The sequence below is a fragment of the Pseudomonas sp. RA_35y_Pfl2_P32 genome, from assembly GCF_963970735.1.
Classification (GTDB): domain Bacteria; phylum Pseudomonadota; class Gammaproteobacteria; order Pseudomonadales; family Pseudomonadaceae; genus Aquipseudomonas.
On the sequence record NZ_CAXAQF010000013.1, the window covers coordinates 68,035 to 87,267 of the forward strand.

Here is a 19,233-nt window from a genome sequence, read left to right on the forward strand (position 1 = left end):
GGCTCTTCATTAGCGATTGGCGCTAGGTGCGGCATAGGCACGGGCGGCGGCGACATCCGCATTGATCGCCGTCTTAAGCGCCTCCAGAGAGGCGAAACGCTGCTCATCACGCAGCTTGTGGTGGAAAACCACCGTCAAACGCCGGTCATACAGATCGCCGGCAAAATCGAGAATATGGACTTCAAGGTGGGCTTTGCCGTCACCTGCGACCGTTGGCCGGACGCCGATATTGGCGACTCCCGGCCAGGTCTTGCCGTCGAGGTCGACACTCACCAGGTACACCCCGGTCAGCGGCACACGACGACGCTTGAGTTGCACGTTGGCCGTTGGTGTCCCCAACTGGCGCGCCAGCTTCTGCCCGTGCAGGACCCGCCCGGCAATCCGGAACGGTCGTCCGAGCAAGCGCTCAGCCAACTCGAAATCAGCCGCGGCCAGGGCGTTTCGCACCTGGGTGCTGCTGACCCGCAGACCGTCCAGCTCGACCGTCTGCGCCGCTTCCACGGTAAACCCCTGGACGATACCCGCCTGCTGCAGGAAATCGAAATCCCCTACCCGGTCACAACCAAAGCGGAAGTCGTCACCGACCTCCAGATGCTGGACACCCAGGCCATCGACCAGGATGGTGTCGACGAACTCGGCAGCGCTGAGCTTGCTCAGGCGCTGGTTGAACGCCAGGCACAACACCCGGTCAACCCCCGCCTCGGCCAGCAGTTGCAGCTTGTCGCGCAGGCGTGCAAGACGTGCTGGCGCGGTGTCGGGCGCAAAAAATTCGCGGGGCTGCGGCTCGAAAATCACCACACAGCTGGGTACGCCCAACTCAAGCGCACGTTCACGCAGCCGGCCCAGGATAGCCTGGTGACCACGGTGAACACCGTCAAAGTTGCCAATAGTGGCGACGCAGCCCCGATGCTGGGGGCGCAGATTGTGGAGGCCTCGAACCAGCTGCATAACGCGCTTCTTGCTCATAAAGTGGTCGATTATAACCACACCCGGCGGCCGACGACAGGCAACACCGTAACCCAAAGTGATCGAACCGACAAAACCGACGCCCGGCTCGCGACTATTCCAGCGCTGCCGTCAGCTCAACGCCTTGCGATTGAAGTCCCGCAGACGGAAGCCCAACAGCGCCAGCATGCCGAAATACGTCACCACCCCAGCACCGACCAGTATGCCCAGGCGCAGGAAACGCTCAAGCATATGACCGTCGCTCCAGGCCGGCATGAAATGCATTATCCCCAGTAGCACCGCGGACATCACCGCCACCGCCAGCAACAGCTTGAGGGCAAACTTGCCCCAGCCCGGCTGCGGTTGATACATCTTCTGCTTGCGCAGTTGATAGAACAACAGACCGGCATTCAGGCACGCCCCACCACTGATGGCCAGCGCCAGGCCCGCATGCTTCAGCGGACCGACAAGGGCCAGGTTGAACAGCTGGGTGACGATCAGGGTGAAAATCGCGATTTTTACCGGCGTGCGGATGTTTTGTTGCGCATAAAAGCCGGGCGCCAGCACCTTGATCACGATAATGCCCAGCAGCCCGACCGAATACGCCACCAGCGCTTGCTGGGTCATTGACGCATCAAAGGCACTGAACTGACCGTACTGGAACAGCGAAACCGTCAACGGCTCGGCGAGGATCCCCAGGGCCAGCGCACAAGGCAGCACCAGCACGAAGCACAGGCGCAGGCCCCAGTCGAGGATGCGCGAGTATTCGTGGCGATCCTGGCTGGCGTAGGTCTTGGCCAGGGTCGGCAAGAGAATGGTGCCCAACGCTACGCCCAGCACCCCTGATGGTAACTCCATCAGCCGGTCAGCGTAGTACATCCAGGACACGGAGCCGGCCACCAGGAAGGAAGCAAAAATGGTGTTGATGATCAGCGAAATCTGACTGACCGAGACCCCGAGGATGGCCGGCAGCATTTGCTTCATCACACGCCAGACCCCGCTATCACGCAGGCTCAGCCGCGGCAGAACCAGCATGCCGATCTTTTTCAGGTGCGGCAGTTGATAGAGCAACTGCGCCAGGCCGCCGGCCAGCACCGCCCACCCCAGCGCCATCACCGGCGGATCGAAGTACGGGGTGAGGAACAGCGCAAAGAGGATCATGCTGACGTTGAGCAATGTCGGCACGAACGCCGGCACCGAGAACCGGTTATAGGTATTGAGAATCGCCCCGGCCAGCGAAGACAGGGAGATCAGCAATATATAAGGGAACGTGACCCGCAGCAGGCTTGCCGTCAGTTCGAACTTTTCCGGGGTGTCGGTAAACCCCGGGGCCGTGGCCCAGATCACCCAGGGCGCAAAGATCATCCCGAGGATCGTCACCAGTGCCAGCACCAGCGTCAGCAAACCCGACACATAAGCCACGAAGGTGCGGGTCGCCTCCTCGCCCTGCTGACTTTTGTATTCCGCCAGGATCGGCACGAACGCTTGGGAAAACGCGCCTTCGGCAAAGATCCGCCGCAACAGGTTGGGCAGTTTGAAGGCGATGAAGAAGGCGTCCGTGGCCATGCCAGCGCCAAATATACGGGCGACAAGGGTGTCACGCACGAACCCCAGAACCCGGGAGATCATCGTGATAGAGCTGACGGCGGCCAAGGATTTAAGCAGGTTCATGGAAGAGTTTTTTGCCTGTCGATAAACAGCAGGCGAACAATGCGCCTACTTATGCGATACTCCGCGCCGCAACAGCACAGAGCCAAAGCTCGCGAGTTTACAGGTCGTACGCCGGAATGAAATATCCCGGCGCTTTATACCTACCACTTAGCGGAACGTCTCAACCGCCCTTGACAAGACTTCAACTCATCGGCATGATTCGCGGCCTATTTTGTTTGCTATTTCCCAAAAAGTCTTTCGAGGAGCTCGACGGTGGCCAACACACCTTCCGCCAAAAAACGTGCAAAACAGGCTGAGAAGCGTCGCAGCCACAACGCCAGCCTGCGTTCCATGGTTCGTACCTACATCAAGAATGTAGTTAAAGCCATCGACGCAAAAGACGCTGAAAAAGCGCAAGCTGCTTACGTTCTGGCCGTGCCAGTTATCGACCGTATGGCCGATAAAGGCATCATCCACAAGAACAAAGCTGCTCGCCATAAGAGCCGCCTGAATGGCCACGTAAAGGCTCTGAACGTTGCCGCTGCTGCCTAAGCGACACGCTCATTAAAAAACCGACCCCAGGGTCGGTTTTTTATTGCCTGCGATTTGATCAAGCCAACACAAAAAACTGTAGGCACGAGTTTGCTCGCGATAACGGACCGACATTCAACCAACAGGCCGACAGTAAGACCGCCATCGCAAGCAAGCCGCAAGCGGGCACCCACCCCCACAGGACTCGCATCAAATCAATGCTGGGCCCACGGCAAAATCGGAATCGCCGTCACCGCGTTCTGCGGACTACCCTCGATCAGCCGGTCGCTATAGACCAGGTACACCAGGGTATTGCGCTTCTTGTCGAGGAATCGCACCACCTGCATGGTCTTGAACACTAGGGACGTGCGCTCCTTGAACACCTCATCACCATCCTTGAGCTCACCCCTGAAGCTGATCGGCCCGACCTGACGACAGGCGATGGACGCCTCCGCACGATCCTCGGCCAACCCCAGCCCCCCCTTCACCCCACCCGTCTTGGCGCGCGACAGGTAGCAAGTCACGCCATCGACTTTGGGATCATCAAAGGCCTCGACCACAATGCGGTCGTTGGGCCCGACAAACTTGAACACGGTCGATACCTGACCGACCTCTTCGGCCGAAGCCAGCAGCGGCATCGCCAGCAACAACCCCAACAAGCTTTTTGCCATGCGCATGCGCTTTTCCCTTACTCAAACCAGAATCAGGTTATCGCGGTGAACCAGTTCCGGCTCCGCCATATAACCCAGCAAACCGACAATCGCCTCGGACGATTGACCGATGATTTTTTGCGCCTCCAGGGCACTGTAGTTGGCCAGGCCACGGGCAATCTCACGACCATCCGGCGCCACGCACACCACCATTTCGCCACGCCGGAAGCTGCCCTGGACCCGCTTGACGCCGACCGGCAGCAAGCTCTTGTTGCCCTGGGCCAAGGCCGAGACCGCGCCCGCATCCAGCACCAGCGTGCCGCGTGTCTGCAAATGCCCAGCCAGCCACTGCTTACGCGCCGCCAGCAAGCCGCGCTCAGGCGACAGCAAGGTGCCGATACGCTCGCCCGCCTTCAGGCGATCCAGCACCCGCTCCAGGCGCCCACCCACGATGATCGTGTGCGCACCGGAACGCGCCGCCAGCCGCGCAGCCCGCAGCTTGGTCTGCATGCCGCCACGCCCCAGCGCACCACCCGTACCACCCGCCACCGCATCCAGCACCGGATCATCGGCACGCGCCTCGTAAATCAGCTGGGCATCGGGGTTGTTCCGCGGATCGGCGTCGAACATGCCATCCCGGTCCGTGAGAATCACCAACAGGTCAGCCTCGACCAGGTTGGCCACCAGCGCCGCCAGGGTGTCGTTGTCGCCGAAACGGATTTCGTCGGTGACCACCGTATCGTTCTCGTTAATCACCGGGATGACCTTGAGCTCGACCAGCGCACGCAGGGTGCTACGGGCATTGAGGTAACGCTTGCGATCGGACAAGTCATCATGGGTCAGCAGGATCTGCGCAGTGTGCCGGCCATGCTCGGCAAAGCTCGACTCCCAAGCCTGCACCAAGCCCATCTGGCCAATGGCCGCCGCCGCCTGCAACTCATGCATTGCACTGGGTCGTGCAGCCCAGCCCAGGCGACTCATGCCCGCCGCTACCGCCCCCGAGGACACCAGCACCAACTCGACACCCGCCTCGTGCAGCGCCACCATCTGCTCAACCCAGACGCCCATTGCCGCGCGATCCAGACCCTTGCCGTCAGCCGTCAGCAAAGCGCTGCCGATCTTCACGACCCAACGCTGCGCACCTGTCACCTTGCTCCGCATGATCTTCAACCTTAGCTTGAGGACAGCACGACCCAGCGCTGTCCATAACGTTATTCGTGACTACCGATTTCCAGATACTAAAACGCCGCTCCAAGGAGCGGCGCTTAAGTTTATCGCAACGAATCAGTCACGCACGTAAATGATTTCCGGACCATCTTCGTCATCCACATCTTCTTCGTCCCAGTCATCGTCACCAATGTCATGGACCGACTTCACGCCGCTGCGGCGCAGGGCACGCTGGTCATCCAAGGCCTGCAGCTGGGCACGCGCCTCGTCTTCGATGCGCTGATCAAGATCCGCCAGCTCTTCGCGGTACGCCGGGTCATTGGCCAGGCGATCGGCGCGATCTTCCAGGTAACGCATGATGTCGCGAGTCAGGCGCTCAGTGCCTTCTTTGGCGATGGCCGAGATAACGTAGACCGGACCAGTCCACTCCAGGCGATCGACAATTTCCTTGACGCGCTCTTCGTGCTCTTCCTCGAGGATCTGGTCGCACTTGTTCAGCACCAGCCAACGATCACGCTCAGCCAGGGACGGGCTGAACTTGGTCAGTTCGCTGACGATCACTTCGGCGGCATCGGCTGCACTGGTTTCATCCAGCGGCGCCATGTCGACGAGGTGCAACAGCAGACGGGTACGCGACAAGTGCTTGAGGAAACGAATCCCCAGGCCAGCGCCATCCGAAGCACCCTCGATCAGACCCGGGATGTCGGCAATGACGAAGCTTTTCCAGCGATCGACACTGACCACGCCCAGGTTTGGCACCAGGGTGGTGAACGGGTAATCGGCAACTTTCGGCTTGGCAGCCGATACCGAACGGATAAAGGTACTTTTACCGGCGTTGGGCAAGCCCAGCAGACCGACGTCCGCCAGCACCTTCATTTCCAGCTTGAGGTCACGCTGCTCGCCCGGCTTGCCCGGCGTCGTCTGGCGTGGCGCCCGGTTGGTACTGGATTTGAAACGGGTGTTACCCAGGCCGTGCCAGCCACCATGCGCCACCAACAGCCGTTGGCCGGCCTTGGTCAGGTCGCCAATGACTTCCTGGGTTGCCGAGTCGATCACCGTGGTGCCGACCGGAACCCGCAACACCAGCTCTTCACCCTTCTTGCCGGTGCAGTCGGTGCTGCCGCCGTTGGCGCCACGCTCAGCATCGAAGTGCCGGGTGTAGCGGTAATCCACCAGGGTATTGAGGTTTTCGTCAGCGATCATGTAGACCGAGCCGCCATCACCCCCATCACCACCGTTCGGACCACCGTTTTCGATGAATTTTTCCCGACGGAAGCTCATGCAGCCATTGCCGCCATCGCCAGCTTTTACTCGAATCGATACTTCATCAACAAACTTCATAACAAAACGCCTCTCGCCATACGGACGAGCCGAAAAAACCAAGACATAAGACTCTTGCAAAAATGAGCGCAGCGACCTCAAGCAACGACCGCAAATCCAGCTGCTTTCGCCCATTACAAACAGCTTTGCAAGAGACTCACCCCACAAACGAAAAAGCCCCGTCGCAAGACAGGGCTTTTCCAGCAACTACGTAATTATGCCGCGACGACTGGAGTCTTCGGGACAATGCTCACGTAACGGCGGTTGAAAGCGCCTTTTACTTCGAACTTGATCACGCCGTCGATTTTAGCGAACAGAGTGTGATCTTTACCCATGCCAACGCCGTAGCCAGCGTGGAATTGGGTGCCGCGCTGACGCACGATGATGTTGCCCGGAATGATAACCTGGCCGCCATACATCTTCACGCCAAGGCGTTTGGCTTCTGAGTCGCGACCGTTACGGGTACTACCACCAGCTTTTTTGTGTGCCATGAGTTCAATTCTCCTAGTGAGGAATTAGGCTGAAATTAAGCCTGAATACCGGTGATTTTGATCTCGGTGTACCACTGGCGGTGGCCCATACGCTTCATGTGGTGCTTACGGCGACGGAACTTGATGATGCGGACTTTATCGTGACGACCTTGGGAGATCACTTCAGCCACAACGGTAGCACCAGCAACAACTGGAGCGCCGATATTCACGTCGTCGCCATTGGCAACCAACAGAACGCGATCAAAAGTAACGGATTCGCCGGTAGCGATTTCCAGTTTTTCGATCTTCAGGTATTCACCTGGAGCAACTTTGTACTGCTTGCCACCAGTAACGATTACTGCATAAGACATGGTATTTCTCCGATAATCCTGCTCACCCAGCTCTTTATAAGAAGAGGTATTGGCTGGCATGGCTGCATAAGGCTGGAAGGCCGGTTTGCAATTGCGTAAGGCAGGTGCTGCCCAGGAAGTTCAGGGTGCGCGATTGTACGCAAGCCAGGAGCGCGTTGCAAGGGGCCGTCCATCGCGCCTTGACACCCGCAGGCGTGGGTCCTAGCATGCCGCGCAACCCTTATGGAGCACCTGTCGCTGATGCAACCCCAAGCTTTCTACCGCGCGGTGGCGGACGATTTTAGCGCCGTCGACGGCATCATCAAGAAGCAGCTGACTTCCCGAGTGCCGCTGGTATCGAAAATCGGCGACTACATCACCTCGGCTGGCGGTAAGCGCCTGCGTCCTTTATTAGTGTTGCTGTGTGGCAAGGCCCTGGGTCGCGAAGGCGACGACATGCGCCTGCTGGCGGCCACTATCGAGTTCCTGCACACCGCCACCCTGCTGCACGACGACGTGGTCGACATGTCCGGCATGCGCCGTGGCCGCTCGACGGCCAACGCCATGTGGGGCAATGCCCCGAGCGTACTGGTCGGCGACTTCCTATACTCGCGCTCGTTCGAAATGATGGTCGAATTGGGCTCCATGCCGGTGATGAAGATCCTGTCCCAGGCCACGCGGATCATCGCCGAGGGCGAAGTCCTGCAGCTGTCCAAGGTGCGCGACGCCAGCACCACCGAAGAAACCTACATGGAAGTCATCCGCGGCAAGACCGCGATGCTCTTCGAAGCCTCGACCCACAGCGCTGCCGCCCTGGCGGGTGCAACCCCGGAGCAGAGCGAAGCCCTGCGCACCTTTGGTGATCACCTGGGCGTGGCGTTCCAACTGGTTGACGACCTGCTCGACTACCGCGGTGATGCCGAAACCCTGGGTAAGAACGTCGGCGACGACCTGGCCGAAGGCAAGCCGACCCTGCCGCTGATCTACACCATGCGCGAAGGTACGCCGGAACAGGCAGCCCTGGTGCGCAAGGCGATCCAGAAAGGCGGCATCGAAGACCTGGAGAGCATCCGCGCCGCCGTGGAAGCCTCCGGCTCGCTGGACTACACCGCACAACTGGCGCGCCACTATGTGGCCCGCGCGATCCAGTGCCTGGAAACGCTGCCAGCCAGCGAGTACCGCGATGCCCTGGTTGAACTGAGTGAGTTCGCGGTCGCCCGCACGCACTGATTCACCCCTTGCGGGAGCGAGCCTGCTCGCGATAGCAATTGCCAATCTGGCGCTATCGCGAGCAAGCTCGCTCCCACAGTTGTTTCTACGCCTTCCCCGCCTGCGGTTAAAACCCTATATAATGTGCGCTTTTAGTCATCCTGAACTCAAGGAGCTTTAGTGAGCACGTTGCCACCCTGCCCGAAATGCAATAGCGAATACACCTACGAAGACGGCGCCCAACTGATCTGCCCGGAGTGCGCCCACGAGTGGTCCGCCAACGGCGAACCCGAGGTGGCGTCCGATGAAACCGTGAAAAAGGATTCGGTCGGCAATGTCCTGCAGGACGGCGACACCATCACCGTGATCAAGGACCTCAAGGTCAAGGGCACCTCGCTGGTGGTCAAGGTCGGCACCAAGGTCAAGAACATCCGCCTGTGCGATGGCGACCACGACATCGACTGCAAGATCGATGGCATCGGCCCGATGAAACTCAAATCCGAGTTCGTCAGAAAGGTCTGAGCCAGCTGCCAGCCATCGCGCGCCCGCGCGGGATGGCTGCTCCTCCCCCTCGCTAGCCCTCCTCCAGCCCCAATAGCAAAACGCCAGCCGTTTGATCCCGAGCAACTCCCGCGCACAAAATCCGCAGAAACCGCCAATAGGCACTTGCTATTAATTGAATAAGAATTATTCTCATCAGACCCACAGAAAGGAGATGAGCATCATGACTTACTTGATCGATGCATGGCTGGACCGCCCACACCCCTACCTCAGGATCCTGCATCGGGAAACCGGGGAAGTCTGCGCAGTACTGGAAGAAGAAGCCTTGAGCGAACTGCAGGACCAGGGCGACCTCGACCTCAATGGCCTGAGCTCCAGCGAACCGGTGGTGCTCAAAGAGCTGGTGCGCAACCTGTTTCTATTTTGCTATGCCCGAGCGTTGCGCCCGGTGAGCGATCTGAACAGCAAGTTCGAAGTATGAAGATCAGCGCTAAAACTGTGGGAGCGAGCGCCCGCTTGCTCCCACATTAGCCCGATAGCCTATCAGGCCGGGTCTTACAGAACGTCCAGCAGCTCGACGTCAAATACCAGAACGCTGTGCGGCGGGATGCTGCCAACGCCTTGAGCGCCGTAAGCCAGCTCGCTCGGCACGTACAGACGCCATTTGCTGCCCGCGTTCATCAGTTGCAGGGCTTCGGTCCAGCCAGCGATCACGCCGCCCACCGGGAATTCTGCTGGCTGACCACGATCGTAGGAACTGTCGAACACAGTGCCGTCGATCAGGGTGCCGTGGTAGTGAGTACGCACGGTGTCTTCACGGGATGGCTTGGCGCCTTCACCGGCAGTCAGGACTTCAAATTGCAGACCGGAAGCCAGGGTGGTGATGCCGTCACGCTTGGCGTTTTCCGCCAGGAATGCCAGGCCTTCACCCGCCGCTGCTTCAGCCTTGGCGGCCGCTTCGGCTTGCATGACTTCACGGATGACCTTGAAGCTGGCCGACATGGCTTCCTGGCCAACGCGGCTTTCCTTGCCGGCGAAAGCGTCGGTCAGACCTGCCAGGATTGCGTCCAGGCTAACGCCCGGTGGCGGGTTGTCGCGCAGTTGGTCGCCCAACTGACGGCCAATGCCGTAGCTGACGCGGGTTTCGTCGGTGGAAAGATTTACTTCGGACATGACACTGCTCCGCTGTGCGGACGGCCCGAGACATTGCCGTGCGTGCACAGCGCATCCCGGAGCGCCCGGAACCAAAAGGGCGAGCAGACTAGCACAGATGCCCGTGCCGTGATCAGGGGGCCAGCACCCTCAAGCCGAACGGAAGGCGATCGGCACTTTCAGGCTGTCCTCGCTACTGGCGCCCAACCCGCACATCTCGTCGTGGACCGAGGTGTGGACCAGATTGAACGGCAGCCTGGGAAAGGCGTGGAGCATTTCTCGCGCATGCTCCACCGAACGCAGGTGCATCATCTGGCCATGGGTGTCGCTCAACGGGTAGGCCGCGCCGTGCATCCGTGCTTCGAGCAGATAGATCCCGCCTTCCATGGAGATCAGGTTCAACTCATCGACCTTGCCGGCAATGGCATAGGCGTTCAACTCTTGCAGGTTCATGTGCGCACCCCGTGCATTGGCGAGCCAAGACCCTTACAGGGATAGGCCTCGACGCACCAAAGCACAAGCCACCAACGCTGCCGCCCGTCCGTTTGCCACCCGCGGGATGATCAATGCTTGGTCAGTTTGTCCAGGTAGCCCATGGCAAACGCCGAAATCACGAAGGTCATATGGATGATCACGTACCACTTCAGGTGCTCGGGATCGACGTTCTTGGCATCCATGAAGATGCGCAACAAGTGGATCGAGGAGATCGCCACAATCGAGGCCGCGACTTTCATCTTCAGCGAAGACGAATCCATGGTACCCAGCCAGTTGAGCTTTTCCTTGCTCTCGTCGATGTCCAGTTGGGACACGAAATTTTCATAGCCGGAGATCATCACCATCACCAGCAGGCCGCCTACCAGGGCCATGTCGATCAACGACAGCAGGACCAGGATCAGGTCCGACTCGGCCATCGAGAAGACGTTGGGGATAACGTGGAAGACTTCCTGAAAGAACTTCAGGGCCAGGGCCAGCAGACCCAGGGACAGGCCGAAGTAGATAGGGGCCAGCAACCAGCGCGAAGCGTACATTGCGTTTTCGATAAAGCGTTCCATTAAGTCTCACACCAAGGCTGGAAATGGCGGCGAGTATATCAGCCGCTCACCCCCCCATAAACCGCCGGTAAATCCACAACCTACAAGTCTTGGCAAGGGATTTCTGCTAGTGTCCAAAGCGTTCGCACCCACGTGCGTCGTACGGGAATACTGGAAAATGGCTGTGCGCTTGCCCTTAATGACGATCGGCCTGTGCCTGGTGGCGCTGCTTGGCGGCTGCTCGCCCGCGGACGATAAGCCTTCGCAAAGCCTCGAGGACAAAACCGCCCAGTTCGAAAAGTCACTGGACGCCATCACCGATCCCAAGCTCAAGGATGCCGTATCCCGTCTCGGCGGCTCCCTGCTGCTGCTCGAGCGCGCTCAACAGAAGCTGGCCGGCAAGCCGGTCGAAACCGAGTACGGCGACGACGCCATGGCGTTGCTCAGGCACTACACAAGCCCACAGGCGCTGGTTGACACCTACATCAATGGCCTGTTCGTCCTGCGCAAGGATGCCGGCTCCGATTACCTGACCGACCTGCAACCGGTGTTCCCCTTCAACTTCAACATGCCCGCGGAGTTTCCCTTCCCCTACGGCCTGGAATGGCAATCGGTCACCCTGAGCAACAAGCAGGTCATCCCCTTCCAGGCCGAATGGTCGGAAACCGATCCCGGCACCCAGTTGAGCCCCTCAAGCTCCAGCCTGACCGCCCCGGATGACCTGACCCTCGCCTACCCCTTTGTCGAGGGCCTGGAGGTGGCCAATAGCAGCCAGCCGCAACCCTTGACCCTGCAAGGCAAGGTCGAAATGATCGCGCCGCACAAGGTCGCGACCTTCAACCTGACCCAAAAGGACCTCGGGCACACACGCACCGAGGCCAACCTCAGCGTCACCCTGCACAGCCTCGAGAACAACTACGCCGAAGTCACGGTCGACAACCGCGCAACGCTGGCCGCCGAACTCGGCGATACCCCGCTCAACCCGCTGATCGTCCAGGCCCGGGACCAGACCGGGCAATTCCTCGCACGCGCCGGCTCGATCAACGAAGACTCGGCACAAATAGCCTTCTATCAAAAACAGTTGGCCGAGATGCAAAAACAGACCGCCTGGAGCGACGCGCTGGAAAAGCAGCTCAACGACGAACTGCAAGCCTTCGAGCGCCAGCAAACCCATCATTACACCAAGGTGTACTTCAATGGCCCCATCGACAGCCTGGAAGTCAACGTGCTGGATTTTTCCGCCGTCACCGTGACCCGCAAGGACCTGAACCTGCCCGTCAGGCGTTTTGACCGCAACACCACCGACAAAACCATTCAAAGCCTCACCCCGCCCGTGGTGGTCTATGACGATCAGGCCGGCAACTGGCTCAAAGGCGCGAGCCTGGACGCACAGCAACTGAAAAACAGTATTCGCATCACCCAGTCGGTGGAGGATGCCAGTGCTGCGCGCATCGCATTCGACCACCCCAGCAGCTTCAACGACGAACTCCTCGGCAACTCATTCAGCCTCGGCGCGACTCCGCTGACCTTCTTCACCCTGGGTGACAACGGCCAGCGTGGCGCTCCCATCGAGTTGCCAACCGAAGCCTTCGAAATCGATCCCTTACGCGCCACCATCACCTACGACCTGACCCTGTTCCCCGAAACCCCGGCTTACGCCGTTGGCTCCATGCCACTGTTTCTCGCCCATATCGAAAAGCGCAGCCTGGATGCCAGCAAATTGCCCAAGGGCCTGGAGCTCAGGGGCAATGCCCTGTTGGTGGACCAGAAGGTTTTTCCCGCGCAGGCCTGGCGCTTCTTCGCCAAGGACGCAAGCGGCAACTACCTGAAGGAAATTTTGCTGGTCAGCCATGACACCAACACAGAGGGACCCGCTGTGCTGGACGTGCACTACTTCTATGGTCAACCGACCCACCTGGAAAGCTACCAGCGCACCGACCTGGAAACCCTCGAGTATGGCTTTGAGGTCAAGCTCGACAAGACGCCGAGCCTCTCCCCTGCCGAGTGAGGCTAATGCCTGGGCGTCAAATCGAAGCCATCCTGGTTGCGATACCGGCCACCGTTGATTTCCCGTAGCTGGGCTTGCAGGTGCAAGCACCAGATCTGCGGGTCATCGGCCAGTTGATAACCATGCATGGTCAGGCTTTCAACGATGGTATCGAGTATGGACTCAGCCACAAAAGGGCCGTGAAACGGGCCTTGGGCCTTGATGGCCGAGGGCTGTTCGCCTGCCATGCCGGCAGCAAACAGTAAGGTCCACATACCGGTATCGCCGGCCAGAGGGCGCACACTGCATTCGATCCGGGTCACAAGACCCAGGCATTGACGGGTAAGGCAGAGGTTGCGCGACATGGCGGCGACCCTCGATAGATCCGGTGTTCAGCCTCCACGCGAAGGCTGTCTCGATCCAGTGATAACTGTCGATATCCTAGACCTGAGCATAGAAGAAAAGTCGAATCAGCAAGTTGCCGAGGGTGACGAAGCGCCGAATGGTCGTTGCTGGTTTTTTGACGCCATTCGCTACGCCGCAAAAAAATGTAGGAGCAAGGCTTGCCCGCGAAGGCGCGCTTTCGTACGCATTCGCGGGCAAGCCATGCTCCTACAGGGGCTGGCCGGTGGGGATCAAGCCGGCTTGGCTTCGGCCAGCGCCTCCTGCGCCAGTTCTTTCTCCGCCTCCTTCAAGTCCTCTTCGCTGATCATTTCCGCAATCACCCGCAAACGCTCGACCACCCGTGCGTTGACGCTGCCCTCAGGGAACTGGCCGTCCTCGTCCGGTTCACCGGCCGGCTCACCGACCAGCAGGCTCAATGCCTCGTCGGCCTGGCGCACCGCATAGACATGGAACTGCCCGGCCCGCACCGCCGCCAGGACCTTCTCATCGAGCATCAGCGTGGCCACGTTGGCCTGCGGGATGATTGCGCCTTGCTCACCGGTCAAGCCGCGCGCTTCGCAGAGTCGGAAGAAGCCTTCGATTTTCTCGTTGACCCCACCCACTGCCTGCACTTCGCCGAACTGGTTGATCGAGCCGGTGATGGCGAAACACTGCTTGAGCGGTGTCTTCGACAAGGCCGAGATCAACGTACACGCCTCGCCCAGGGACGCACTGTCGCCGTCGACATACCCGTAGGATTGCTCCAGGGCAATACTCGCCGAAATCGCCAACGGGAATTCCTGGGCATAACGACTGCCCAGATAACCGGTGAGGATCATCACGCCCTTGGAGTGAATCGGTTGCCCGAGGTTGACCTCCCGCTCGATGTCGACAATGCCGCTGCCCCCCGGATAGACCGTGGCGGAAATCCGCGCCGGCACGCCGAAGGCCGAGTCACCGACTTCCAGCACCGTCAGCCCGTTGCACTTGCCCACGGCCGCGCCGGTGGTGTCGATCAGGATGATCCCCGCCAGCATGTCATCGAGAATCCGTGCCGAGACGCGCCCGGTACGGGTGGCCTTGGCCTTGAGTGCACGCTCGATATGCCCGGCATCGGTCATTTCGTCGCCAGCCAGGTGCCGGATGAAATCCGCCTCGCTGACCAACTGGAACAGGTCACCGATACGCGCCGACAAACGTCCCTGGTGCTCGGCCAGGCGCGCACTGTAGGTGGCCAGGCGCGCCACCGCATCGGCGGTCAGCGGCGCCATGCCTTCTTCCGAAGTGCGGGTCTTGAGCAACTGGGCAAACTGCTCCAGGCTTTCGTCGACCATGGGAATGTCTTCGTCGAAATCCACCAGCACCCGGAACATCTCCTGGAAGTCCGGATCCAGGTCCTGCAGCGTGTAATACAACTGGCGGGCGCCAATGATGATGACCTTGACCTGCAACGGGATGTGTTGCGGCGTCAGTGTCACCGTGGCCAGGCGCCCCATTTCCCCGAGCGGCGACTCCATTTTCAGCTTGCGTGACTGCAGGGCGCGCTTGAGCGCATCCCACACGAATGGTTCGCTGAGCATTTTTTCCGCTTCCAGGATCAGGAAGCCGCCATTGGCCCGGTGCAAGGCACCGGGTCGCAGTTGACGATAGGTGGTATAGAGCGCGCCCTGATCGGTGCTGTACTCGATGCGGCCGAACAGGTTTTCGTAGGTCGGGTGCGGTTCAAACACCACCGGCGCACCACCACTGACCGAATGCCCCACGACCAGGCTCGGCGCGTATTGCTCTTCCAGCAGTTTGCGGGCAACGGCGTCGGTCTTGCTGTCGTCGACCAATTGCTCGACCACGGTTTTCAGCAAATACACCTGCATCGCCTGCAGGTAGCCGCACACCGCTGCATTTTCCGCGTACATTTCCGACAGCGGCGCAAGCAATGGCTGTAAGGCCAGGGTGATGGTTTCTTCATTCAGATGACGCATCTGGTTGCTGGATTCACGCTTCCACTGCGGCAGGCTGGCGAGCTCTTCGTTGAGTCGCTCTTCCAGCCCGGAAATGTCTTCGTGGAACTGCTCGCGCACCGCTTCCGGCAACTGGGCGAACTCCGCCTCGTCCAGCGCCTTGCCCTCACTCATCGGCGTGAAAGCGATATTGGTGCTGTCGCGGTACAGCGCGACTTCCTTCTCCAGTGCCAGACGTTCGATCACGTCCAGGGCACGGTCGTAGCGCTGATTGAACGCGCGGTCGATGGCGCTTTTCTTTTGCTGGTAGGACGGGTGCTCGAAGACCGCAGGAAAGGTCGCCAGCAAGTTGTCGATCAGGCCATTGATATCGGCGATGAATGCACCGGCCGTGCCCGACGGCAACTCCAGTGCCCGGGGTTCGCGGGGCTCATCGAAGTTGTTGACGTAGACCCAGTCCGCCGGGGTCTGCAGGCGTTTGCCTTCGGCCTTGAGGTAACGTTTGACGAACGAGAACCGGCCAGTGCCAGGCTCCCCCATGACAAACACGTTGTAACCGGGGCGTGGCATGGCCACACCGAACTGCAAGGCTTCGACCGCGCGTTCCTGGCCGAGCACACCGCGAAAAGGCTCCAGATCATTGGTGGTAGTGAAGCTGAACTGTTCAGCGGAAAACGGACGGGTCAGCGCTTCGGGCGCTAGACGCAAGCTGGCAGCAACAGGATCAGGCATCGGGCTTCCTTACATCAGGCGGGGCAGTTGAAGGCATTCTGGCGCTGCCCGCACCTGACTGGCAAGGCGCGCCTTGGGGAAAAGCATAGTCAAGCGCCGAACCCAGCCCAAGTCCCGTCTAAATCACTGGTTTGAGGAATATTTTGCAAAAAACCACGGAACCCACGGAACCTGCCTAAACTCCAAACTGCGCGGCTGGACTAATAACCGGCCCACTGATGCCAGTTTGGCCTCAGAACTCCTGTCCATTGGTACGCACATAAAAGAGAACAAAGCTATGAAACGGATTCTTCTTGGTACTCTCTTCACCGCTGTATCCCTCAACGCCATGGCGCAAGCGCCAGGCGGCCCGGATTGCGGTTGGGGCAACATGCTGTTCGAAGGCCAGCGTGGCACCCCGGCTCACTTCCTGGCTTCCACCACCAACGGCACCTCGGGCAACGCCACGTTCGGCATGACCTCCGGTACCAACGGCTGCGCGACCAACGCTGCGCTGACCTATGGCGGCAAGTCCTGGTTCGCCATGAACGGCATGATGAACGAACTGTCCGAAGACATGGCCAAGGGTCAGGGTGAAGCACTGACCACCTACGCGGTGGTTCTGGGCGTCGCACCGGAAGATCGTGCGCACTTCGCAGCCGTTACCCACGAACATTTCCAGCAGATCTTCAGCAAGGCTGACGTGACCGCTGAAGATGTGCATACCAATACCCTGGCCGTACTCAAGGGCGATACCCGCCTGGCCAAATACGCCACCCCGGCTTAAGCTCGACCTCGCCCGCCCTTTACCGGGGCGGGTTTTGTTTTTTTGACCTGACGGTATTTGGTCTTTATTTTTTCGACTTAAGTTGCCCACCATGCTCAAACGCCTTGCCTGCCTGGCGCTGTTTGTCTGCGCCCCGCTGTCCGCCGCGCCTCATCTCGACAACCAACGTCTGCAGCAACTGGCCAACGACCCGTTCTGGATTTCCCTGGGCCATTACGAAACCGCCAAGCTCGGCGGCTGGCGCAGCTACATCAGCGACCCCACGTTTTTCCTCGCCGCCGACGGCGCCGAACACCCGGCCGCCGAACTGGCCGCCACCGTGCAGGCACTGTATGCCCCGGCGAGCCTCGGCCAGCAGCATGCACAATGCGTTTACCCGGCGCGTACCCGCTGGCTGCAGGCGCAACTCGAGCTCAACGACCTGCCCGCGGTGGACTGCAGCGAATTCAAGCAATGGTTCAAGGATGTCTCACCCCACAGTGCGGTGATGATTTTCCCGGCGGCCTACCTCAACAGCCCGTCTTCGATGTTTGGCCACACCCTGCTACGGATCGACCAGGCCGGCGTGCAAAGCGACAATACCGCCCTGCTCAGCTATGCGATCAACTTCGGCGCCTATATCGAAGGCTCGGACAACAGCATCCTGTATGCCTGGAAGGGCTTGATGGGCGGCTACCCGGGCTTGTTCGCCCTGGTCCCCTATCAGGAAAAACTCTCGGAATACCGCAGCCTGGAAAACCGCGACCTGTGGGAGTACCGACTGAACCTGACCCAGGCCGAAACCGAGCGCATGGTCGAGCACGTCTGGGAACTGAAACAGATCCAGTTCGACTATTTCTTCTTCGATGAAAACTGCTCCTACCGCCTGCTGGAGCTGCTGCAGGTGGCACGACCGGGGCTTAAGCTGACCGAACAATTCCCCCTGACGGCCATTCCCACCGACACCGTCAAGGCGGTGAAAGATGCCGGACTGGTGGAAAAAATCGACTACCGGCCATCCCGCGAGCGCGAGTTGCTCAGCCGCGCCGAGCCGCTGTCCGATGACGAGCAACAGTGGGTGTTGAAGGTCAGCGCCGACCCGCAACAGTTGCAGACACCCGCCTGCAAGGCGCTGCCACGGGACCGCCAGGCATTGATCATCGATGCCGCCTACCGCCTGGAACGCTACCGCGCCAATGGCCAGGAGCGCGACCCGGCCCGGGCGCAACGCAGTTTCGAACTGCTGCGGGCGATCAACCAGAATCCACCACCGGAGCTAGCCATCGAGCGCCCGGGGCTGCCGGAAGACGGCCACCAATCACGCACCTGGCAGGCGGGTATCGGTACCCGCGGCGACCAGGCGTTCGGTGAATATGGCCTGCGCATGGCTTATCACGATCTCAACGACAACGCCGAGAGTTTCCCACTGGGCGCACAAATTGAAATCCTGCAGATGAAGCTGCGCCAGTACGAAGGCAACCAGTGGCAGTTGCAACAGCTGGACCTGGCCACCATCCGCTCCCTGACTCCACGCAACGAACTGCTGCAACCCTGGTCCTGGCAAGTTACCGGTGGTCTGGAACGGGTGCCGGGCAAGCACGATGACGAGACCCTGGTCAGCCATGTCAACGGCGGCGCCGGCGGTACCTGGCAATTGGGCGAGGATGTGCTGGGGTTTGCCCTCGGTACGGTGCGGGTCGAACACAACAATGACTTCGCCGAGTTCATCTCGCCAGCGGCCGGCTTCAACAGTGGCCTGCTGTGGCGCAACCCGCTGGGCAACCTGAGCCTGGAAACCCGCGGCGATTTCTTCACCAACGGCGAGGTGCGCCGTAGCCTGAGCCTGAACCAGCAGTGGGAACTGTCGCGCAACCTCGGCCTGCGCCTGAGCGCGCAGCGCGAATTCAGCCACCTCGCGTCGGCGGAGAATGAAGTGATGCTAGAGTTGAAGTGGTATCACTATTGAATGCCCCCCAGGGGCTTGCCTTCACTGGTAAGCCCTCCCCCCCCAAAAAAAAGGAACGAAACAAACATGGACGTCCACTGCCACACCCTCGAAGAAGTGCGTACTCAGATAGATCGCCTGGACCGGCAGATCGTCACCCTGCTGGCCGAACGCGGTGCCTATGTGGCACAGGCGGCCCGCTTCAAGAAAGACGTTGATGGGGTGAAAGCGCCGCAACGGGTGGAACAGGTCATCGCCAAGGTGCGCGCGTTATCCGAGCAAGTCGGCGCCCACCCCGGCGTGACCGAACAGGTGTACCGGGCCATGATCGCCGCCTTCATCGACCAGGAACTGGCCGAACACAGCCGCCTGGTGGGCGCGCCAACCGAATAGTCAGCGGGGTTACCGGCCCCTGCGGATTGACTGTTAACCCCGGACCTGGAGTCTGGAATGTGACGTGGCGCGGTCGCTTTTGAATAACCCGGGAAACTAAAAGCCTGCGAGCA

Annotated in this window: 20 protein-coding genes; 8 read left to right on the forward strand and 12 right to left on the reverse strand. The window is 60.1% G+C overall.

What is annotated here, in order from left to right; all coding sequences use genetic code 11:
• Positions 1-9: 9 nt before the first annotated feature.
• Together ribF and murJ are read right to left on the reverse strand one after the other, a co-directional pair.
• A complete protein-coding gene (gene ribF, locus AACY45_RS14730) occupies positions 10-948 on the reverse strand; it encodes a bifunctional riboflavin kinase/FAD synthetase (RefSeq protein WP_339546139.1) in 939 nt (312 codons plus the stop codon).
• Between the two features lie 129 nt (positions 949-1,077).
• Positions 1,078-2,616, reverse strand: coding sequence for a murein biosynthesis integral membrane protein MurJ (murJ, locus tag AACY45_RS14735; protein WP_339546140.1), 1,539 nt, complete (start codon positions 2,614-2,616; stop codon positions 1,078-1,080).
• 252 nt (positions 2,617-2,868) lie between these two features.
• On the opposite strand from murJ, the gene rpsT reads away from it, so the two are divergent.
• Positions 2,869-3,147, forward strand: a complete 279-nt coding sequence (rpsT, locus tag AACY45_RS14740) for a 30S ribosomal protein S20 (RefSeq protein ID WP_003185593.1) — start codon at positions 2,869-2,871, stop codon at positions 3,145-3,147.
• 194 nt (positions 3,148-3,341) lie between these two features.
• On the opposite strand, the gene AACY45_RS14745 is transcribed toward rpsT, so the two are convergent.
• The 5 genes from AACY45_RS14745 to rplU all read right to left on the reverse strand — a co-directional run bounded on the left by AACY45_RS14745 (position 3,342) and on the right by rplU (position 7,104).
• Positions 3,342-3,803: a CreA family protein gene (locus AACY45_RS14745; protein WP_339546141.1), complete on the reverse strand. Its 462-nt coding sequence runs from the start codon at positions 3,801-3,803 to the stop codon at positions 3,342-3,344.
• A 15-nt stretch (positions 3,804-3,818) separates the two neighbouring features.
• A complete protein-coding gene (gene proB / locus AACY45_RS14750; protein WP_339546142.1) occupies positions 3,819-4,937 on the reverse strand; it encodes a glutamate 5-kinase in 1,119 nt (372 codons plus the stop codon).
• A gap of 123 nt (positions 4,938-5,060) precedes the next feature.
• On the reverse strand, positions 5,061-6,284 hold the full coding sequence (cgtA, locus tag AACY45_RS14755; protein ID WP_095166490.1) for an Obg family GTPase CgtA: 1,224 nt from the start codon (positions 6,282-6,284) through the stop codon (positions 5,061-5,063).
• A 194-nt stretch (positions 6,285-6,478) separates the two neighbouring features.
• Positions 6,479-6,754: a 50S ribosomal protein L27 gene (rpmA, locus tag AACY45_RS14760; protein ID WP_093419745.1), complete on the reverse strand. Its 276-nt coding sequence runs from the start codon at positions 6,752-6,754 to the stop codon at positions 6,479-6,481.
• A 35-nt stretch (positions 6,755-6,789) separates the two neighbouring features.
• Positions 6,790-7,104, reverse strand: coding sequence for a 50S ribosomal protein L21 (gene rplU, locus AACY45_RS14765; RefSeq protein WP_003176051.1), 315 nt, complete (start codon positions 7,102-7,104; stop codon positions 6,790-6,792).
• Between the two features lie 240 nt (positions 7,105-7,344).
• Here rplU and AACY45_RS14770 point away from each other — a divergent pair, with 240 nt between their 5' ends.
• From AACY45_RS14770 to AACY45_RS14780, 3 genes are all read left to right on the forward strand, one after another.
• Positions 7,345-8,313 carry a polyprenyl synthetase family protein gene (locus tag AACY45_RS14770; RefSeq protein WP_339546143.1) on the forward strand — a complete coding sequence of 323 codons (969 nt, stop codon included), beginning with the start codon at positions 7,345-7,347 and terminating at the stop codon, positions 8,311-8,313.
• 159 nt (positions 8,314-8,472) lie between these two features.
• The gene (locus AACY45_RS14775) at positions 8,473-8,814 is read left to right on the forward strand and encodes a zinc ribbon domain-containing protein YjdM (protein ID WP_339546144.1); all 342 of its coding nucleotides are present in this window, start codon (positions 8,473-8,475) and stop codon (positions 8,812-8,814) included.
• Positions 8,815-9,016: 202 nt separating this feature from the next.
• Positions 9,017-9,274, forward strand: coding sequence for a PA4570 family protein (locus AACY45_RS14780; protein WP_339546145.1), 258 nt, complete (start codon positions 9,017-9,019; stop codon positions 9,272-9,274).
• 74 nt (positions 9,275-9,348) lie between these two features.
• Here AACY45_RS14780 and AACY45_RS14785 read toward each other — a convergent pair whose 3' ends face one another.
• The 3 genes from AACY45_RS14785 to AACY45_RS14795 form a co-directional block, all read right to left on the reverse strand.
• Positions 9,349-9,966, reverse strand: a complete 618-nt coding sequence (locus AACY45_RS14785) for an FKBP-type peptidyl-prolyl cis-trans isomerase (RefSeq protein ID WP_339546146.1) — start codon at positions 9,964-9,966, stop codon at positions 9,349-9,351.
• 129 nt (positions 9,967-10,095) lie between these two features.
• Positions 10,096-10,398 carry a DUF6482 family protein gene (locus tag AACY45_RS14790; RefSeq protein ID WP_339546147.1) on the reverse strand — a complete coding sequence of 101 codons (303 nt, stop codon included), beginning with the start codon at positions 10,396-10,398 and terminating at the stop codon, positions 10,096-10,098.
• A 110-nt stretch (positions 10,399-10,508) separates the two neighbouring features.
• On the reverse strand, positions 10,509-10,997 hold the full coding sequence (locus AACY45_RS14795) for a TIGR00645 family protein (RefSeq protein ID WP_020296439.1): 489 nt from the start codon (positions 10,995-10,997) through the stop codon (positions 10,509-10,511).
• A gap of 157 nt (positions 10,998-11,154) precedes the next feature.
• On the opposite strand from AACY45_RS14795, the gene AACY45_RS14800 reads away from it, so the two are divergent.
• Positions 11,155-12,984 (forward strand): hypothetical protein, encoded by a 1,830-nt coding sequence (locus tag AACY45_RS14800; RefSeq protein ID WP_339546148.1) that lies wholly within the window; start codon positions 11,155-11,157, stop codon positions 12,982-12,984.
• Positions 12,985-12,986: 2 nt separating this feature from the next.
• On the opposite strand, the gene AACY45_RS14805 is transcribed toward AACY45_RS14800, so the two are convergent.
• Positions 12,987-13,328, reverse strand: a complete 342-nt coding sequence (locus tag AACY45_RS14805; RefSeq protein ID WP_339546149.1) for a PA4575 family protein — start codon at positions 13,326-13,328, stop codon at positions 12,987-12,989.
• Between the two features lie 270 nt (positions 13,329-13,598).
• On the reverse strand, positions 13,599-16,037 hold the full coding sequence (locus tag AACY45_RS14810) for a Lon protease family protein (RefSeq protein ID WP_339546150.1): 2,439 nt from the start codon (positions 16,035-16,037) through the stop codon (positions 13,599-13,601).
• Positions 16,038-16,314: 277 nt separating this feature from the next.
• On the opposite strand from AACY45_RS14810, the gene AACY45_RS14815 reads away from it, so the two are divergent.
• The 3 genes from AACY45_RS14815 (at position 16,315) to AACY45_RS14825 (ending at position 19,120) form a co-directional block, all read left to right on the forward strand.
• Positions 16,315-16,803 carry a DUF3015 domain-containing protein gene (locus AACY45_RS14815; protein WP_166591513.1) on the forward strand — a complete coding sequence of 163 codons (489 nt, stop codon included), beginning with the start codon at positions 16,315-16,317 and terminating at the stop codon, positions 16,801-16,803.
• Positions 16,804-16,894: 91 nt separating this feature from the next.
• On the forward strand, positions 16,895-18,748 hold the full coding sequence (locus AACY45_RS14820; protein WP_339546151.1) for an Lnb N-terminal periplasmic domain-containing protein: 1,854 nt from the start codon (positions 16,895-16,897) through the stop codon (positions 18,746-18,748).
• 66 nt (positions 18,749-18,814) lie between these two features.
• Positions 18,815-19,120: a chorismate mutase gene (locus AACY45_RS14825; protein ID WP_339546152.1), complete on the forward strand. Its 306-nt coding sequence runs from the start codon at positions 18,815-18,817 to the stop codon at positions 19,118-19,120.
• The last annotated feature ends 113 nt before the right edge of the window (positions 19,121-19,233 follow it).

Excerpts from the sequence above, each read along its gene's own strand:
- AACY45_RS14820 (WP_339546151.1), top strand. The coding sequence starts at position 16,895 with ATGCTCAAACGCCTTGCCTGCCTGGCGCTGTTTGTCTGCGCCCCGCTG.
- AACY45_RS14790 (WP_339546147.1), bottom strand. The coding sequence starts at position 10,398 with ATGAACCTGCAAGAGTTGAACGCCTATGCCATTGCCGGCAAGGTCGAT.
- ribF (WP_339546139.1), bottom strand. The coding sequence starts at position 948 with ATGCAGCTGGTTCGAGGCCTCCACAATCTGCGCCCCCAGCATCGGGGC.
- AACY45_RS14780 (WP_339546145.1), top strand. The coding sequence starts at position 9,017 with ATGACTTACTTGATCGATGCATGGCTGGACCGCCCACACCCCTACCTC.
- AACY45_RS14795 (WP_020296439.1), bottom strand. The coding sequence starts at position 10,997 with ATGGAACGCTTTATCGAAAACGCAATGTACGCTTCGCGCTGGTTGCTG.
- AACY45_RS14745 (WP_339546141.1), bottom strand. The coding sequence starts at position 3,803 with ATGCGCATGGCAAAAAGCTTGTTGGGGTTGTTGCTGGCGATGCCGCTG.
- cgtA (WP_095166490.1), bottom strand. The coding sequence starts at position 6,284 with ATGAAGTTTGTTGATGAAGTATCGATTCGAGTAAAAGCTGGCGATGGC.
- rplU (WP_003176051.1), bottom strand. The coding sequence starts at position 7,104 with ATGTCTTATGCAGTAATCGTTACTGGTGGCAAGCAGTACAAAGTTGCT.
- AACY45_RS14770 (WP_339546143.1), top strand. The coding sequence starts at position 7,345 with ATGCAACCCCAAGCTTTCTACCGCGCGGTGGCGGACGATTTTAGCGCC.
- AACY45_RS14785 (WP_339546146.1), bottom strand. The coding sequence starts at position 9,966 with ATGTCCGAAGTAAATCTTTCCACCGACGAAACCCGCGTCAGCTACGGC.
- AACY45_RS14815 (WP_166591513.1), top strand. The coding sequence starts at position 16,315 with ATGAAACGGATTCTTCTTGGTACTCTCTTCACCGCTGTATCCCTCAAC.
- AACY45_RS14800 (WP_339546148.1), top strand. The coding sequence starts at position 11,155 with ATGGCTGTGCGCTTGCCCTTAATGACGATCGGCCTGTGCCTGGTGGCG.
- AACY45_RS14825 (WP_339546152.1), top strand. The coding sequence starts at position 18,815 with ATGGACGTCCACTGCCACACCCTCGAAGAAGTGCGTACTCAGATAGAT.
- murJ (WP_339546140.1), bottom strand. The coding sequence starts at position 2,616 with ATGAACCTGCTTAAATCCTTGGCCGCCGTCAGCTCTATCACGATGATC.
- proB (WP_339546142.1), bottom strand. The coding sequence starts at position 4,937 with ATGCGGAGCAAGGTGACAGGTGCGCAGCGTTGGGTCGTGAAGATCGGC.
- rpmA (WP_093419745.1), bottom strand. The coding sequence starts at position 6,754 with ATGGCACACAAAAAAGCTGGTGGTAGTACCCGTAACGGTCGCGACTCA.
- AACY45_RS14810 (WP_339546150.1), bottom strand. The coding sequence starts at position 16,037 with ATGCCTGATCCTGTTGCTGCCAGCTTGCGTCTAGCGCCCGAAGCGCTG.
- AACY45_RS14805 (WP_339546149.1), bottom strand. The coding sequence starts at position 13,328 with ATGTCGCGCAACCTCTGCCTTACCCGTCAATGCCTGGGTCTTGTGACC.